General features: G+C 56.7%; 15 protein-coding genes. 10 read left to right on the forward strand and 5 right to left on the reverse strand.

Annotation, left to right across the window (positions count from 1 at the left end):
- Positions 1 to 279: 279 nt before the first annotated feature.
- On the reverse strand, positions 280 to 780 hold the full coding sequence (gene cpxP, locus J5069_RS17840) for a cell-envelope stress modulator CpxP (RefSeq protein ID WP_413542260.1): 501 nt from the start codon (positions 778 to 780) through the stop codon (positions 280 to 282).
- Between the two features lie 152 nt (positions 781 to 932).
- On the opposite strand from cpxP, the gene cpxR reads away from it, so the two are divergent.
- Positions 933 to 1,631 carry an envelope stress response regulator transcription factor CpxR gene (cpxR, locus tag J5069_RS17845; protein WP_222159118.1) on the forward strand — a complete coding sequence of 233 codons (699 nt, stop codon included), beginning with the start codon at positions 933 to 935 and terminating at the stop codon, positions 1,629 to 1,631.
- A 16-nt stretch (positions 1,632 to 1,647) separates the two neighbouring features.
- On the forward strand, positions 1,648 to 3,021 hold the full coding sequence (cpxA, locus tag J5069_RS17850) for an envelope stress sensor histidine kinase CpxA (RefSeq protein ID WP_264645139.1): 1,374 nt from the start codon (positions 1,648 to 1,650) through the stop codon (positions 3,019 to 3,021).
- A 43-nt stretch (positions 3,022 to 3,064) separates the two neighbouring features.
- Here cpxA and J5069_RS17855 read toward each other — a convergent pair whose 3' ends face one another.
- Genes J5069_RS17855 through J5069_RS17865 form a run of 3 tightly spaced genes read right to left on the reverse strand, consistent with a single transcriptional unit; the run spans position 3,065 to position 6,050 of the window.
- Positions 3,065 to 3,409: a metal-sensitive transcriptional regulator gene (locus J5069_RS17855; protein WP_319801687.1), complete on the reverse strand. Its 345-nt coding sequence runs from the start codon at positions 3,407 to 3,409 to the stop codon at positions 3,065 to 3,067.
- The gene (locus tag J5069_RS17860; RefSeq protein ID WP_264645140.1) at positions 3,393 to 3,605 is read right to left on the reverse strand and encodes a heavy-metal-associated domain-containing protein; all 213 of its coding nucleotides are present in this window, start codon (positions 3,603 to 3,605) and stop codon (positions 3,393 to 3,395) included. The genes J5069_RS17855 and J5069_RS17860 overlap by 17 nt, the downstream gene beginning before the upstream one ends.
- Positions 3,606 to 3,662: 57 nt before the next feature.
- Positions 3,663 to 6,050: a heavy metal translocating P-type ATPase gene (locus J5069_RS17865; protein ID WP_264645141.1), complete on the reverse strand. Its 2,388-nt coding sequence runs from the start codon at positions 6,048 to 6,050 to the stop codon at positions 3,663 to 3,665.
- Between the two features lie 356 nt (positions 6,051 to 6,406).
- Here J5069_RS17865 and J5069_RS17870 point away from each other — a divergent pair, with 356 nt between their 5' ends.
- The 7 genes from J5069_RS17870 (at position 6,407) to J5069_RS17900 (ending at position 15,420) form a co-directional block, all read left to right on the forward strand.
- Positions 6,407 to 8,629, forward strand: a complete 2,223-nt coding sequence (locus J5069_RS17870) for a TonB-dependent siderophore receptor (protein WP_264627640.1) — start codon at positions 6,407 to 6,409, stop codon at positions 8,627 to 8,629.
- Between the two features lie 9 nt (positions 8,630 to 8,638).
- The gene (locus tag J5069_RS17875; protein WP_264645142.1) at positions 8,639 to 10,408 is read left to right on the forward strand and encodes an ABC transporter ATP-binding protein/permease; all 1,770 of its coding nucleotides are present in this window, start codon (positions 8,639 to 8,641) and stop codon (positions 10,406 to 10,408) included.
- Position 10,409: 1 nt separating this feature from the next.
- The gene (locus tag J5069_RS17880; RefSeq protein WP_264645143.1) at positions 10,410 to 11,174 is read left to right on the forward strand and encodes an energy transducer TonB; all 765 of its coding nucleotides are present in this window, start codon (positions 10,410 to 10,412) and stop codon (positions 11,172 to 11,174) included.
- A 78-nt stretch (positions 11,175 to 11,252) separates the two neighbouring features.
- Positions 11,253 to 11,939, forward strand: a complete 687-nt coding sequence (locus J5069_RS17885; RefSeq protein ID WP_264645144.1) for a MotA/TolQ/ExbB proton channel family protein — start codon at positions 11,253 to 11,255, stop codon at positions 11,937 to 11,939.
- Positions 11,940 to 11,952: 13 nt separating this feature from the next.
- The gene (locus J5069_RS17890; protein ID WP_264628665.1) at positions 11,953 to 12,354 is read left to right on the forward strand and encodes an ExbD/TolR family protein; all 402 of its coding nucleotides are present in this window, start codon (positions 11,953 to 11,955) and stop codon (positions 12,352 to 12,354) included.
- Positions 12,355 to 12,541: 187 nt separating this feature from the next.
- Complete coding sequence (locus tag J5069_RS17895) at positions 12,542 to 14,707, forward strand: hypothetical protein (RefSeq protein ID WP_264645145.1); 2,166 nt, start codon at positions 12,542 to 12,544, stop codon at positions 14,705 to 14,707.
- On the forward strand, positions 14,677 to 15,420 hold the full coding sequence (locus J5069_RS17900) for a DUF3142 domain-containing protein (protein WP_264645146.1): 744 nt from the start codon (positions 14,677 to 14,679) through the stop codon (positions 15,418 to 15,420). The genes J5069_RS17895 and J5069_RS17900 overlap by 31 nt, the downstream gene beginning before the upstream one ends.
- Before the next feature lie 7 nt (positions 15,421 to 15,427).
- On the opposite strand, the gene J5069_RS17905 is transcribed toward J5069_RS17900, so the two are convergent.
- Complete coding sequence (locus J5069_RS17905) at positions 15,428 to 15,892, reverse strand: tRNA (cytidine(34)-2'-O)-methyltransferase (protein WP_264645147.1); 465 nt, start codon at positions 15,890 to 15,892, stop codon at positions 15,428 to 15,430.
- Positions 15,893 to 16,026: 134 nt separating this feature from the next.
- On the opposite strand from J5069_RS17905, the gene J5069_RS17910 reads away from it, so the two are divergent.
- Positions 16,027 to 16,302, forward strand: a complete 276-nt coding sequence (locus tag J5069_RS17910) for a DUF2756 domain-containing protein (protein ID WP_264645148.1) — start codon at positions 16,027 to 16,029, stop codon at positions 16,300 to 16,302.
- The last annotated feature ends 3 nt before the right edge of the window (positions 16,303 to 16,305 follow it).

Raw genomic sequence — 16,305 nt, forward strand, 5'->3', positions numbered from 1 at the left:
GTTGTGGTACTTTTTTTAGGCAGTTAAGCGAAGAACAGCGTGGATTTTAGGTGTCACTTTATGTGCAATCACCGATCAACAGGATGAATTCACCGGTTTTATCCGGCGTTTCGCTCCCTAACACCCCACTGTTTTTGAAAGCCTTTTCCTAAAACACCGCAAAAAAAAAGCCCGTCATCATGACGGGCAAAAGACAGGGATGGTGTCTATGGCAAGGAAATCAACTTCTTACTACTCTCACTACACACTACTCACTACAGGGTTACTCAGGGATTCGGTTCACTGTTCTGCCCCCCACAGGGGGGACATGGATGCTTCAGCCTGGGATAACTGCTGCCGCATCTCGTTCATTCGTTGTTGATAACGCTGTTCAAGAACTAATTTTTGTTCTGAATTCAGCAATTTATACATCTGATTGCGCACACGCGTCATTTCTATCTGGCGCTCAACCTGCGCCTGCATCAACTGTGAAATCAGTTTTCTGACGGCCGCTTCATCAAATTCTTCTGCGGTCACCAAAGTGTGCATTTTTTCTATATCATTTAAGTGCAGCACGGGCGCGTCTTGCCTTGCTTGTTGCATCAGGTCACGCATGTGTTGACGCTGTTGTTCCGTGAGTTTCACACCGTCAAACAGACCGCGCTGACTGATGGCGTTTCGCAAGGCTGCATCGCCATGGTGCCAACCGGGCAGTGACGCACTATCGCTATCGGCTACTGATGCGTTGACAACACCGAACATCAGCAATGAAATGAGAGAGATTTTTATGCGCCGTAGCATCATCACCCTCCGGTATAATGCGCCAATCTGTGAATCAATGAACACAAGTCTAAACACCTTGCTGCAAACATGCGTCAGAGGATGTAAAACTACGTAAAGTCATGGAATACCGTCGATCTATGACGTATTTTGCCCCTGGAGGTAGCCTAATCATGAACAAGATTCTGTTAGTGGATGACGACAAAGAACTCACCGCTTTGTTGAAAGAGTTGCTCGAAATGGAAGGCTTTAACGTTGTCGTTGCCCACGATGGCGAACAGGCATTAAACGTATTGGACAGTACGGTAGATTTGCTGCTGTTGGACGTCATGATGCCGAAGAAAAACGGCATCGACACCTTGAAAGAAGTGCGGCAGCAACATCAGACGCCCGTCATCATGCTAACGGCACGCGGTAGCGAACTGGATCGCGTTCTGGGGCTGGAACTGGGGGCAGATGACTATCTGCCTAAACCGTTTAACGATCGTGAACTGGTGGCCCGCATTCGCGCCATTTTACGCCGTTCATCGTGGACCGAGCAGCAGCAGACCACCGATAACGGTTCGCCGACCGTTGAAGTGGACGGCCTGCGTCTCAATCCGGGGCGTCAGGAAGCGAGCTTCGACACCGAAGTGCTGGATCTTACCGGCACCGAGTTCACGCTACTCTACCTGCTGGCGCAGCGGCTGGGACAAGTGGTATCGCGCGAGCATCTCAGCCAGGAAGTGCTGGGTAAACGTCTGACGCCGTTCGATCGTGCGATAGACATGCACATTTCCAACCTGCGACGTAAACTGCCGGAACGTAAAGACGGGCAACCCTGGTTCAAGACGCTGCGCGGGCGCGGTTATTTAATGGTTTCAACAAGTTAAAATAGGTAGCTGCGGCATGATCGACAGTTTGACTTCGCGCATCTTCGCCATTTTCTGGCTGACTCTGGCGTTGGTACTGATGCTGGTGCTGATGTTACCCAAGCTGGACTCACGCCAGATGACGGCGCTGCTGGAAAATGAGTATCGTCAGGGCGTGATGCTGGAGCAGCATATCGAAGCCGATCTTGCCGCCGATCCCCCCAACGATCTGTTTTGGTGGCGACGCCTGTTTCGCGTGATCGAAAAATGGTCACCGCCGGGGCAACGTCTGGTTTTCGTCACGAGTGAAGGGCGCATTTTCGGTACGCTGCAAAAAACCGAAATGCAAATTGTGCGTAACTTTATCGGCCAGTCCGATAATGCCGACCATCCGCAGAAGAAAAATTACGGCCGGCTCGAGCTGCTCGGACCGTTTTCCGTGCGCGACGGTGAGGATAATTACCAGGTTTACCTGCTCCGCATGGCGAACAGCCCGCAGTCCGATTTTATCAATTTGCTGCTGGACCGCCCGCTGCTGTTACTGATCGTCACCATGCTGATCAGCACACCGCTGTTGCTTTGGCTGGCCTGGAGCCTGGCAAAACCCGCGCGGAAGCTGAAAATTGCTGCCGATGAAGTGGCGCAAGGCAACCTGCGCCAGCACCCCGAACTGGAAGCCGGGCCGCAAGAATTCCTCGCCACTGGCGTCAGCTTTAACCAAATGGTCAGCGCGCTGGAACGCATGGTTACTGCGCAACAACGCCTGCTTTCTGATATTTCCCATGAACTGCGCACGCCGTTGACACGCTTGCAATTGGCTACCGCGCTGCTGCGACGTCGCCAGGGTGAGAACAACGAGCTGAACCGCATTGAAACCGAAACACAGCGGCTGGACAGCATGATCAACGATCTGCTGGTGTTATCGCGCAACCAGCACAAGAACGAGCTGGGACGTGAATACATCCGAGCCGACGAGCTGTGGGGAGACGTGCTGGACGATGCCCGCTTTGAAGCCGAGCAAATGGGTAAAACGCTGGAAGTGCCTTATCCACCCGGCCCCTGGCCGCTGTTCGGTAACCGTTCCGCACTGGAAAGCGCCTTCGAAAACGTGGTGCGCAACGCCCTGCGTTACTCAAACACCCATATCAGCGTCGCCTTTGCCGTTGATAATCAAGGGCTCACCATTAACGTTGACGATGACGGCCCTGGCGTTAACCCTGAAGATCGCGAACAAATCTTCCGTCCGTTCTATCGCACCGATGAGGCGCGCGATCGGGCATCGGGTGGCACCGGGTTAGGGTTGGCAATTGTGGAGAATGCGATTACGCAACATAAAGGCTGGGTTAAAGCAGGAGATAGCCCGTTAGGAGGGCTGCGTCTGACCATCTGGCTGCCGCTGAACGAACGCTAAGCGCAGAATAACGACCTGGGGTACGGCGCGTTGCGCCGCCCCGCTAGCGCATGCGCTGAATCACTTGCAACAGTTCCGCTATCGCTTCTTCCCCACCATCTTCCAATACCGCCTTACGCACGCACCCGTTGGTGTGATCGGCCAGCAATTGATTGGCGACCGCATTAAGGGCGGAACGCGCCGCAGAGATCTGATTAAGGATATCAACGCAATAACGGTCTTGTTCGATCATCTGACCGATACCGTTAACCTGACCGTTAATCCGGTTGAGCCGGTTCAGCAGCGCTTTTTTACGCGGCTGAACCACACGGCGCACGTCCGGTTCATCGGCAGAATTGGCCGCTTCAGTGGCAGCGGCACAAAACTCGCATTTACGCGACGACGTCAAAGCCGAGTCCTTCGACAGTGTCGCGGAAGACGTCTGGGTTGGCTTTTTCTGTCTCATTGTACTCCACGTTTACCAGACCGGTGTCCAGCGTGACCTGCACACCCTGAACCCCATTAAGCGCTTCCAGCGCGTTCTTGACCTTACTGGCGCAGCCGCCGCAGGACATACCTTGGACGTTGATTGTAGCATAGGACATAAAATACTCTCCATTTCACATTGTGTGACACCGGGCGGAGCCGGAAGGCTCAGGATATCAGTCGCGCCGGGTCGGTTTCCAATGACGTAACAGCAGTGAATTGCTCAGCACCGAAATCGAACTGAGCGCCATGGCACTCCCGGCAATAACCGGATTCAGTAACGACAACGCCGCCAGCGGAATGCCCAGCACGTTGTAGAAAAACGCAAAAAACAGATTCTGTTTCACCTTGCCGAGCGTCGCACGCGACAGGCTAATGGCATCCAGCAAGCTATCGAGGCGGTTACGCATCAGCACCACGTCCGCGGTATCCAGTGCGATGTCCGAGCCCGCGCCAATGGCGAAGCCCACATCTGCCGCCGCCAGCGCGGGGGCATCATTGATGCCGTCGCCCACCATACCGACACAGCGTCCACTGGCCTGAAGGCGCTGTATCTCCGCCGCCTTGTGCTCAGGCAACACCTGGGCCACCACGTTAGTGATCCCCACCTGTTTGGCAATCACCGCCGCCGCACGTGGGTTATCCCCGGTCAACATCATGACCTCGATGCCCTGGCCTTGCAGATCGGCAATCGCGGTGCGTGCATCGTCGCGCACCTTATCGGCCAGCGCAATGTACCCGAGTAGCAGCCCAGCGCGAGCCACGGCAATCACCGTTTTTCCCTGCGCTTCCAGTTTGGCAATCTGCGCCTGATCGAGCACGATGTCATTTTCAGCCAGGAAACGCGGTGACCCCAACAGCCAGTTTTCACCGGCCACCTCACCTGTTACCCCCCGGCCAATCACCGCCTGAAACCCACTCACCTCGACGGCTTCCACACCGGATTCCCGCGCATGCTGCACCAGCGCCTGCCCGAGGGGATGCTCGGAATGTTGCTCCAGAGAAAGCGCGACGCGCAGCAGTTCAGCGTCGGCCACCGCAGCCTCTGGCAGTACGTCACTGACCGAAGGCTTACCTTCCGTGATGGTGCCGGTCTTATCCAACACCAGCACCTGCAAACGCTGTACTTGCTCTAACGCATTGGCATTGCGGAACAAGATACCGGCCCGCGCCCCTTGCCCGGTACCCACCATGATCGCCGTCGGCGTCGCCAACCCGAGCGCACAAGGGCAGGCAATCACCAGCACCGCCACCGCGCTCACCAGGCTGGAGGCCAAATCACCGCTGATAAACCAGTGTGTCAACCAGGTAAGCAGCGCGATGGCTACCACCACCGGCACAAACACCGACGAGATTTTATCGGCCAACCGCTGCACTGCGGCTTTTGAGCCCTGTGCGTCTTCGACCATACGAATGATACGCGCCAGCGCCGTATTGCTCCCCACACCGGTGGCTTTGACACGCAGCATGCCGCTTTGGTTAAGCGTCGCGCCAAATACTTCGGCACCCACCGCTTTCACTACCGGGACACTTTCGCCGGTCAGCATCGATTCATTGACCTCCGAGAGGCCATCGAGAATGATGCCGTCAACAGGAACACTCTCACCGGGACGCACCACAAAGATATCGCCGCTGTGCAGGCTGGCCACATCGCGATCCTCAATCTCACCGTCCACTTCCACATGGGCGATGGGCGGTTGCAGGTTGAGCAGGCCTTCAATGGCAGCACCGGTTTTGGTTTTCGCTCTGCTTTCCAGCAGCTTACCCAACAGCACCAGCGTAATGATCGCGGCGCTGGCTTCAAAATAGAGATGACCGTGCGGCGTAGTCAGCAGCGTGAACAGGCTGAACAGATAGGCTACGCTGGTTCCCAGCGTGACCAGCACGTCCATGTTGGAGGTGCCGCTACGTAACGCGCTCCAGGCGCGACGGTAGAAATGGCGTCCACTCCAGAACTGCACCGGCGTTGCCAGCAGTGCTTGCAGCCAGCCGGGCAGCAGATGCCCGCTGCCGAAAAACATTCCGCCCATTTCCGCCATCAGCGGCACAGTGAGCACGGCCGCAATCAGAAATTCTCGGCGTTCACGCTGCCACGCGCGTTCGCGCCGTGCGCGTTCTTCGCCGCGCTGACCGCCTTCGACCACATGAGCCTGAAAGCCTCCCAGCTCAATCGCACGCACCATCTGTTCCGGGCTGACCACGCCGGGGCGATAGCGCACACTGGCTCGGCTGCTGGCAAACAGCACTGTCGCATGCACATCCGGCAGGGCTTCAAGTGCCGCCTGAATACGTTCAGCGCAGCGTTCACTGCTCATGCCGGAGAGTTCCAACGTCAGAGTCTGTTCAACCACGTCAAAACCGACTTTATGAATCGCCGCGACCACATCCTGCACCGAGCTGCTTTCCCCTTGCAGCCGGACACGCGCACGCTCGCTGGCGAAATTGACGTTAGCCTCCACCCCTGGCAAGCGGTTTAACACGCGTTCAAGGCGCACAGCACAGGCCGCGCAGGACATGCCGCTGATAGGAAGGTGCAATGAGAGAGGATCGCTACCATTAGTCATTTCGTTGTTATCCTTAGACTTTCCGTTAAAAGGCTTCGATATCTGCCTTGTCGGTGAGGGGATAACATACCCCTGAGTCAGTGAATTTTATACCCCACAAGGGTATTTTTATTAGCAAAACATAGCAAAAATTTAGATATGCATTAATTTCAACATGATAGGTAACATGATTCCAGTTTTCACAAAACCATATCCAAAAAAATCATTTTTAATACGCCGTTATCCTTTCTAGCATCAGATCGATTTTCAATATACCCCCTATGGGTTTATCAAATAAAAATGAGGGACATCGTGCTGACGGCTTGCACTGTAACCCCATGAATTCACACACAACCAATTTGGATAAGGGAAAACACATGACACGCTCAGCATCACGCTCTTGGCGGCAGCCTTACTCTCTTCGGTATCATCATTTTAGACTAAGCGCGGCGGCAGTTTTTGTCGCCAGCCTGACTTGCGGTATAGAAAACGCCTTTGCTGCGGATCCCATCACCACCGATACCCCCACCACGCAACCCGCAGACGCTGACAGCGAGGGGGCGAATCTGAGGGGAATTACCGTCTGGGGACAGGCGCGCACGGAAGATACAACCTCCTATACCGCGCAGGAAACTACCGTCGCCAGCAAGTTGCCGGTAGCGCTAAAGGATATTCCACAGTCCGTCTCTGTCGTTACCCGGCAGCGTATTGAAGATCAAAACCTCACTACGCTCGAAGATGCTCTGCAACAGGTTACCGGGGTAACGGTCACCCCCAACGGCACGGACACCAGCCAATATCGCTCGCGTGGCTACGCCTTGAACAGTTCGATCGATGGTGTGCCGGTTTATAGCGGCCTTAGCGGTTCGGAGCAGTTCGATCTCGCCATCTACGACCGTGTCGAAGTCCTGCGTGGCCCAACAGCACTGCTCAACGGCAGCGGCGACCCCGGCGGTACCGTCAACGTCGTCACCAAAAAACCGCGTGACCGTTTTGCCCTCAACGGCACGCTGAGCGCAGGCAGTTGGGACAACTATCGCAGCGAACTGGACGTCACCGGACCGCTGAACGAAAGCGGTACGCTACGCGGTCGCGCAGTGGGTATTTGGCAAGATCGCGATTTCTTCTATGACCGAACCCATCAGGAAAAAAAGGTGTTCTACGGCGTGCTGGAGTACGATCTGACGCCAGACACCACGCTCTCTGTCACTTTTGCCAATCAGCTTAACCACATTAAGGCCCCCTACTACGGTCTGCCCGCTTACACCACGGGTGCGCTGCTGGATGTCTCGCGCTCGCTCAATCCAACGCCTGACTGGGCCTGGAGCGACAGCCACACGCAGGAGTATGTTGCGGGTATCGAACAGCGCTTTGACAACGGCTGGACCGCCACCAGCAAATTCCGCTATCTCGACAAAGACAGCGGCTACAAAGACAGCTTCGTCTCCTCCGGCGTGGATCCGGAGACCCACACCGTCAGCTATTGGTACAACCGCCAGTTCGACAGTGAATACCGACGCTACGGTTTGGATCTCTACGCGGGTGGCCCTTTCCGACTGCTGGGCCGTGAGCATCAGGCACTGATCGGCTACAACTATGATGACTATGAGTATCAGTACGCGGGGTATAACCGGGCTGGCGCGCGGCAAACCGGCATCAGCCTGTTCGATCCGTCCGCAGTGCGTGAATACGATGTTACCCCCACCAACGGTAACCTGACGCGAACCATTCAAAGCGGCGTCTATGGTCAAACGCGCCTGCAACTGCTCGATCCGCTCACCTGGGTCGTTGGCGGTCGCGTCAGTAACTTCACCATTCGCAACCGTAGCATCAGCCCCTCCGCACCGACAGCCTGGTCCAAAGAGTCATCGGCCAACGGAGAGATCACCCCCTACACCGGTTTGATCTACGCCGTGACACCGCAGGTTTCCCTTTACGGCAGCTACTCTGAGATTTTTATCCCGCAAGATGCGCAACGTGCCGATGGCTCCGCACTTGACCCGCGTAAAGGCAAGCAATATGAAACCGGGGTGAAAGGCAGCTTCTTCGACGGCGCATTAAACGCCTCCGTCGCACTGTTCCAAATCAATGATATCAATCGCCCTATGGTCGATTTGAACAACCCGGATTCCTACATTGCCGCAGGGGAAGTGCGCAGCCGAGGGTGGGAGACCGAAGTGAGCGGCAGTCCGTTACCGGGGTGGGACATTACCGCAGGTTACACCTTCCTGCTGACCCGCTATCTCGAGGATGACACCGAATCCGGCACCTTCAGTCTGGGTGAGCCCAAACACAGCTTCAAGCTATGGAGCCACTACCGCTTAGCGGGCGGCCAGCTTGATGGACTCGGCATCGGCGGTGGATTGATCGCAACCAGCGCCTACAGCGGCGTGCGCGGCAATTCAGACGAGCGCTCTCAAGGAGGATATGCCTTGTTCAACGCCGCCATCAGTTACCCGATCAACAAGAACCTCACGGTATCGCTCAATGGCGAAAACCTGACTGACCGCAAGTACTACGCGAGCGTCGGCGGCCTGAATACCTACAACATCTATGGCGCACCGCGTAACTTCACGCTTTCGCTGCGCGCCAAATTTTAACGCTGACTGATGATGAGCAAACCCATGTCACCCGCCACGCTGCTGCTGCGCTACTGGCGCAGCGCGGAAAAATGGCGCGCCGCCGGATTGCTGGCGCTGATTATCACGCTGGAAATGGGCACGGTGTACGCCTCCGTGGAGATCAGCAACTGGCAGCGTCACTTTTTCGATGCGCTGGCGGATTTCCACTATGCCGCCATCAGCACGCTGATGTTCACCCTGGCGCTACTGATGGCACTTTCCGTGCTGAGCAAGGCCTTCAGCGTATGGTTTACCCAGTTGCTTACCCTGCACTGGCGCACCTGGCTGGTGGAGATCTTTTTGCAACGTTGGCTACAGCATCGCGCCTATCAACGGCTGGAAAGTCAGGCGCTGACGGATAACCCGGATCAGCGTATCGCAGAGGATTTATCCCTGTTGGCGGAAAAAAGCCTGTCGCTAGGGCTGGGACTGCTCAGCAATCTGGCGAACGCCGTCTCTTTTGCGGTGATCCTGTGGGGGCTGTCAGGGGCGCTATCGCTGTCACTGTGGGGACACGATATACGTGTTCCCGGCTATATGCTGTGGGTCGCGATTGCCTATGCACTGCTCGGCTCGTGGATTATGGAGAAGGTTGGTGGGCCGCTGGTCGCACTCAGCTACCAGCGGCAGCGTTACGAGGCAGACTTTCGCTATCAGTTGGTCCGCGTGCGTGAACACGCGGAGCAAATCGCCTTTTATCGCGGTGAAAACGAGGAAGCGCGGCGCTTGCATGCCGCCTTCGCCGCCATTCGTCGCAACTGGCGCAGCCTGATGACCTACAGCAAACGCGTCGCGTTTACCGAGACGCTCTACATCGACGCCAGCAGCTTTGTGCCTTATCTGTTCGTTATTCCGCGTTACTTTGCCAAAGAAATTACCATTGGCGGCGTGATGCAGATGAGCGTTGGCTTTTCCCGGCTGCGCACCGCGCTCTCGTGGTTCCTGTTTAACTATCAGGATCTGGCATTGCTGCGCGCTGCGCTGCAACGGCTGTGTGATTTCGACGCGGCGCTGTGCCATTCACCACACAGTGATATTCAGACTACCCCTGCCGACGATGGCATTCTGCGTATTCGCGATTTGCACCTGCATCTGCCCGATGGCTCGACGCTTTGCACATTGCCCGATACCGACGTTCTGCCAGGGGAACGCTGGATGATTGTTGGAGGTTCTGGCAACGGCAAGAGCACGCTGCTCCGTGCACTGGCTGGACTCTGGCCATACGGCAGCGGCAGCATTGCGCTGCCCGGCGGAACCCGCCTGTTTCTCCCACAAAGAAGCTATCTTCCGGTGGGTACGCTACGTGAAGCGCTGTGCTACCCCACAGGGGTATTCGATGACGCCCACTGCCGGGAAGTGCTCAGGCAAGTAAGGCTTGAGCACCTCCTTGATGCGTTGGATCAGGTGCACCCGTGGGACAAATACCTGTCCGGTGGGGAACAGCAGCGTCTGGCCTTCGCACGCATCCTGTTACAGCGTCCGGATTACGTTTTTCTGGATGAAGCGACATCCGCCCTCGATCGGGACAACGAAACCCATCTGTATCAGTTGCTGCACGATACGCTTCCGGCGACCACGGTGATCAGCGTGACGCACCATGCCCATCTGGCGCACTGGCATCACCATCAATTACAGGTGATTGCCCAGCCCAGAAACAGCGCGGGGCCGACATCGCCCTCAACCGTCGAAAACCCAACGCCGTTGCCGTCTGCCCAGGCCTGCCTGACGGCCACGACGCACACCATCGGGGAGCCATGATATGAACACGCTGACTGTGACGTTATCCGAGGGGACGCGCCTACGTATCGAGCAGGTTGTCACCGTCCTGCTGGCGGCCCTGCTACACGCGGGGGTGATTTATTACCTATCGGCGACATCGGCGGTGGTCATGCCGCCTTCGGCCGCGCCTGCGATCAGCGTGGAACTGGCACTCAGTGCCGAAACAGGCACAACCGCAGCGGCAGCGGCTCCACCCGCGCAACCGGCAGAAGCGACACCGCAAGAGAGTACGCCGCCACCCGAGCCGCAAACGCCCGCCGCTGTGCCACAGGAGGCACCCGCACCGGAAGCCGTGAAGCAGCCACCGGCGAAAAAACCGGTAGCCAAGGCACAGGCCCGCAAAGCGCCAAGCGCTGAACCACAGCAAACGGCCGAGCGGAGCAATGCAACACCGGGCAGTCATGCCAGCGCCAACACGGAAGCCCCGGCGTCCGCCAGCGCGTCAACGGCATCCGAAGGTGCCATTACGCCAGCGTCTGCCACTGCGGATCACCTGAATAACCCACCGCCGCAATACCCTGCTCTGGCGTTGAAGCGCAAATGGCAGGGCACGGTACAGCTACGGGTACAGGTGCTGGAATCCGGGCGGCCGGGTGAAATCCAGATAGCACGCAGCAGCGGGCGCGACATTCTCGATCAGGCGGCGGTGGCGGCAGTCCGGCAATGGTCATTCGTTGCGGCGCGCCGGGGAGGAACACCGATGGAGAGCTGGGCCAGCTTTCCGCTCAGTTTCAAACTGCAATAGTGCCAACCGGCACTCTTGTTAACCGGGGCTGCATGGCAACCTGGCTGCGCCCTGACAATAACACTATCGAGGTGACAAATGACTCTGCTCAACAACAGCGGGTATTCCATAGAAACGTTGACGATCTGGTTACTGATCGTCTTCTCCACCCTCACCTGGTCACTGGTGATCATCAAAAGCGTACAGTTTTCACGTCTGAAGCGGCGCGACCGGCACTTCCTGCACGCGTTCTGGCAAGCAAAAGCGCTGGCAGATGTCCATGGGGAATACCCCCAGCATATGGGCGCTGCCGCCAATGTCGCCCACGCCGGGCTCGCCTCACTGGCGGTTGATAGCCCCGCCAACAGTGGACTGGCGCAGTCCATCGATTTTCAAGACCGCTTCGAGCGCGCCCTGCGGCATCAAATTCAACGCGAGAGCCAACGGCTGGAAGCCGGTCTGGCCTTGATGGCATCCATTGGATCCATTTCGCCGTTTATCGGCCTGTTTGGCACCGTGTGGGGCATCATGGAAGCGTTGCAGAGTATCAGCCAGGCAGGCAGTGCCAGTCTGGAAACCGTCGCCGGTCCGGTCGGTTCTGCCTTACTGGCTACCGGGATTGGTATCGCCGTCGCGGTTCCTGCGGTACTGGGATACAACTACTTTTTGCGTCGGGTAAAAAACGCCGTCGCCCGTTTGGATAACTTCGCCCACGATTTTTACAATGTGGTGCAAAAGAACGGCTTCAGCCTGACACCCGCGACTCAGCTCGCATCACAGTCCTGACAGGAGCACTACCATGGCATTTTCTCCCCACTCTACATCGGAATTGCAAAGCGAAATCAATGTCACGCCTCTGGTGGATGTGATGCTGGTACTGCTGGTGGTGTTTATTGTCACCGCGCCGTTGCTCACCAACGCCGTGCCGGTCAATTTGCCGAAAACAGCGGCCACCGCACCGCCCGATACGCAGCAGCCGCTGGTGGTCAGTATCGATGATAACGGCCAGTTATTCGTTGCACAGACGCCGCTGCCCCTTGAACAGTTGGAATCGCGACTGCTCGCGGCGCGTAGCGAAAATGAACGCCTTCAAGTGCAACTGCGCGCCAGTGAAACGGTAAATTATGGCCTGGTGGCAAAATCACTGGTCAGTATTGAGCGCGCGGGCATTAGCAAGGTGGCGATTGTGACGGCACGCTAACCCCTCAATATGCCTAACTGAGCATAAACAGAAGCCTGCCGGGACTCGAATTTCAGTCATCTGCCTGTTGTGTTTTGCTGCCCCTCCAGTAGAGTGAGCGGTATTTCCGGCTATTCATCAGGGCAGTCAGTTTGAGCAAAGCGTGGTGCAACCGCTTTGCTCCTTGTCCGTCAAACAGGAAGTGATAATGAAAGGTGTTTCCTTATTGGCTGGCGCACTTGCACTGCTTTTCAGCGGCCAGGCGTTGAGTTCAGGTGATGACGTATGCGGATTCTCCGATGCCGAATGCGGCATTGCGGCGCTGCCTTATCTGGAGCCCAATAACGACACCCGCGTCAATCTGATCCTGCTGCAAAGCAGCCGCCACCATTTGGCCCTTCCGCTGCCACAGCCATTGCCCGATCAGACACGAACCCGCGTGAACCCTTTTACCGCCTATCGCGTCATGGGGCTGACCGCCAGTGAGACCAGCGAGGACGACACCACGGCGGACAGTCTGAATCAACCCTCACCGCTGACGGTCAAAGCCAAGCAGTTAGGCCTTCCTCCCGAGGTGCAAGCGCAGATGGATACGCTGGCGCCGGAGGAAAACGAGGGCCGCCATATTTCCAACGATGTCAGCGCGGTAGAGGCCTTTTTCGATGTGCTGCTGGCAGATACCCAACTCACCGCACCGCAGCGCATCCCGTTGGCGCAGGCCCGCATCAACATGCTCGCCTCCGCAACCACGTTAGACACCATGACCCGCGATCTCGCGACGCTGCCTGCGGACGGCCATGTCGGAGAGCTCAAGCAGTATTTGATCAACGCGGTGGCTTTCTATCAGGGCCTGTTTGAACAAGCCAACAGCGGCTTTCAGTCGCTGACCACGGCCAACCAGCCATGGGTGGCCGAAACCGCGCGCTACATGTTGATTCGCGTGTCGCTGAATCAAGCGATGGAAAATGCGCTGGATGAATACAACATGTTCAATGTCGATAAGGCTGACAAGGAACAAGGACGACGCGCGGTCGAACGTATTGATGCCTATCTGCACGCCTATCCGAAGGGCCGTTATGCCGATTCTGCCCGTGGACTTTATCGGCGCGCCTACTGGGTGATCGGCGATGAAAATGCCCTGTCGGCACGTTATCAGCGCGTGATTGCCGCGCAGAAAGATCTGGATGCGTTGCAGACGATCAATAACGAAATCGACAATAAGCTGCTGGAAAGCGGCAGCTTTATTCAGACGCCAGACGCGCCGTTGCTGATGCTGGTACAAGATCTGAAACGGCTGCGCAGCGACAAAGGCTGGATGCAGTGGCCCGCATTGTCAGAAGCCGAGCTGATCGCCCAGCAGGCGATGTTTGACGTTGCCGGTATGCAGCAGCAGTATCGCTATCTGCACGCCGCTTTCCACTATTACCAGCAGCGAGATGCGGTGTCCACGCTGGCGTTGATTCCAGAAGAGACGGGCAACGACCTGACGGACACCACCGATTTCAGCCTCCAGGTACTGCGCGGTTTGGCGCTGGAGGCCGAACATGGCTGGCAGGCGGCGGAAACGCACTGGCGGCATCTGTTAACGTTGAAAACCAACGAAACGCAGCAGCAGTATCTGCAACTGTCTCTGGCGGAAACGCTGGTCAAAGCAGGCCACCCTGAGGCTATTTTTGCGTCTGACAGCCCGGTTAACAATCTGCGTTTCCGCTCTGCGGTGCTGAAAACCTCTGCCAATGCCGACCTGCTGCGCCAGCAAACCGGCGAGCAGCAAACCCATGAAGAACGTGCCGTGGCACTGCATACGCTGCTGACCCAATCGCTGGTGCACCGTGACTATGCCGCCTACCTCAAAGACAGCGAGCTGTTGCGCACCATTGCACCGTTGAAAAGCGCAGAAAACGCCAGTTGGAATATGGAAGACCTCACCGCCTTCACCTGGGATGGCAGCGATACCGAAGAGGGGTATCAGTGCCCGGCGCTGACTACGGTGGTGTCTACGTTAAATAAACGGCCTAATGACGCCCACGCCACCAACTGTCTGGCGGAATTCTTTTTCCGTACCGGCAATGAAGTCGGGTTCGATTGGGGTGAAAGCAATCAGTTGGAAGCCTTGACCAACGCGCCCAGTCAATTCAACGGGAAAGCCTATTCCCGGTTGGATGCTTACCTGAAAGTGATTGCCGATCCGCAGGCACCGCCGGAAGACAAAAGCTACGCGCTTTATCGTGCTATCTACTGCTATGCGCCCAGCGGCATGAATGATTGCGGCACGCAAGAGATCAGCAAAACAACGCGCAAAGCCTGGTTTACCCAGTTGAAAACCGAATTCAAAGGCAGCCAATGGGCCACGCAGCTCAAATACTATTGGTAGTCGCCTGCGTTCTGTTCACGAACGTCGCCCATGCTGAACGCGTCAATGCCGCCCATTATCAGGATTTTTGGTTATGGGCGGCCGTCAAACCGCAGCCGGTGCTACATCAGGCACACACGCTCTACCTGCATCAGGGTGAAATCGCCCGCCGTCACGGGAAAACCGTGTTTTTACGCCAGGGACTGCCTGCCAGCGCGCTGCGGGTGGACAACCTGTGGCTCTCCTACCGCATTACCATGTTGGATCTCTCGGATAAACACCTTAACCGGATGCTGAAAGCGCAGGCGCGCTGGCGCGCATTGGGTAACCAGGTGAACGGTATCCAGATCGATTTTGATGCCCGCAGCTATCAGTTGGCTCGCTACGTGAAATTTCTGCAAACCCTACGCCAGCGTTTGCCCGCCGATACACAGCTCAGCGTTACCGGGCTGCTGGACTGGGCCAAAACCGGGGACGTCGGCACGCTTAACCGGCTGGGCGGCGTTATTGATGAGTTGGTGGTGCAGACTTATCAGGGCCGATCGACGGTGACACGCTATGCGGAGTACTTACCCGCGCTGCTGAAACTGCAAATTCCCTTCCGTCTCGGCCTGGTACAGCACGGGCAATGGGACGAACGCTGGCAGCACCGTTTGGCCGCGTCGCCGTATTACCGTGGCAATGTGGTGTTTCTCGTCAACCCGCCGCCAGAAAGGGTCGTGTTCAGTAAATAGAGACCCGTTAGCTGCCGCCGCCAAACCCGTTTTGCCGCCATGCTTCGTAGCTGATGATGGCAACCGCATTCGAGAGGTTAAGGCTACGATTGTTCGACTGCATGGGAATGCGAATACGCTGTTCCGGCGTAAAACCGTCACGAATCGCATCCGGTAATCCCGCGGTCTCCGAACCGAACAGCAGCACATCGCCCGGCTGATAGGCGGGTTGATCGTAAGGACGGCTGCCTTTGGTGGTGCAGGCAAAAATACGCTGACCGGCTACCGCAGCCAGAAAATCCTGATAATTTTTATGGCGGCTGACATTCGCCAGATCGTGATAATCCAGCCCGGCGCGGCGCACCTTTTTCTCATCCAGATCGAAGCCCATCGGTTCAATCAGATGCAATTTGCAGCCATTATTGGCAACCAGACGGATGATATTACCGGTGTTTGGGGCAATTTGTGGCTCATAGAGCGCAATATGAAACATGAGAATAGGTCAACAAAAGCGGTTCAGGCCGCCAGTATATAACAAGCCACCCCTGCGCCCTAGGCGGGAATTCAGACAACATGCCGCGACGTTTTTCTACCAGACGCGTACACTGTATACAGGAGGTACGCATCATGACCCGTTATCTGATCCCGATATTTTGTCTGGCCCTGGTGTCGCTTGGCACGCAGGCCAATACCCAAAGGCTCACCACCCAGCAACAACAGCAAGAAAATGGCATTCCCAGCCAGCAGCGCATGCAACAGCAAATGCAGCAAAACCAGCAGTTGCAGCAACAACAGCTGAATCAGGACATTCAGCGCCGTAGCGAGCAGCAACAGCAGGAGTTGCGGCGTCAGCTCCAGCAAAATCAGCAGCGGACTCAGCAACAAAACCCGCCCCGCTACTGACCT

It is taken from the genome of Candidatus Symbiopectobacterium sp. NZEC127, from assembly GCF_025962675.1.
Classification (GTDB): Bacteria; Pseudomonadota; Gammaproteobacteria; order Enterobacterales; family Enterobacteriaceae; genus Symbiopectobacterium.

Bases quoted from the DNA above. Each gene is read 5' to 3' on its own strand.
- cpxR (WP_222159118.1), top strand. From the start codon at position 933: ATGAACAAGATTCTGTTAGTGGATGACGACAAAGAACTCACCGCTTTG.
- J5069_RS17860 (WP_264645140.1), bottom strand. From the start codon at position 3,605: ATGTCCTATGCTACAATCAACGTCCAAGGTATGTCCTGCGGCGGCTGC.
- J5069_RS17895 (WP_264645145.1), top strand. From the start codon at position 12,542: ATGAAAGGTGTTTCCTTATTGGCTGGCGCACTTGCACTGCTTTTCAGC.
- J5069_RS17875 (WP_264645142.1), top strand. From the start codon at position 8,639: ATGATGAGCAAACCCATGTCACCCGCCACGCTGCTGCTGCGCTACTGG.
- cpxP (WP_413542260.1), bottom strand. From the start codon at position 780: ATGCTACGGCGCATAAAAATCTCTCTCATTTCATTGCTGATGTTCGGT.
- J5069_RS17885 (WP_264645144.1), top strand. From the start codon at position 11,253: ATGACTCTGCTCAACAACAGCGGGTATTCCATAGAAACGTTGACGATC.
- J5069_RS17870 (WP_264627640.1), top strand. From the start codon at position 6,407: ATGACACGCTCAGCATCACGCTCTTGGCGGCAGCCTTACTCTCTTCGG.
- J5069_RS17910 (WP_264645148.1), top strand. From the start codon at position 16,027: ATGACCCGTTATCTGATCCCGATATTTTGTCTGGCCCTGGTGTCGCTT.
- cpxA (WP_264645139.1), top strand. From the start codon at position 1,648: ATGATCGACAGTTTGACTTCGCGCATCTTCGCCATTTTCTGGCTGACT.
- J5069_RS17890 (WP_264628665.1), top strand. From the start codon at position 11,953: ATGGCATTTTCTCCCCACTCTACATCGGAATTGCAAAGCGAAATCAAT.
- J5069_RS17900 (WP_264645146.1), top strand. From the start codon at position 14,677: ATGGGCCACGCAGCTCAAATACTATTGGTAGTCGCCTGCGTTCTGTTC.
- J5069_RS17865 (WP_264645141.1), bottom strand. From the start codon at position 6,050: ATGACTAATGGTAGCGATCCTCTCTCATTGCACCTTCCTATCAGCGGC.
- J5069_RS17905 (WP_264645147.1), bottom strand. From the start codon at position 15,892: ATGTTTCATATTGCGCTCTATGAGCCACAAATTGCCCCAAACACCGGT.
- J5069_RS17880 (WP_264645143.1), top strand. From the start codon at position 10,410: ATGAACACGCTGACTGTGACGTTATCCGAGGGGACGCGCCTACGTATC.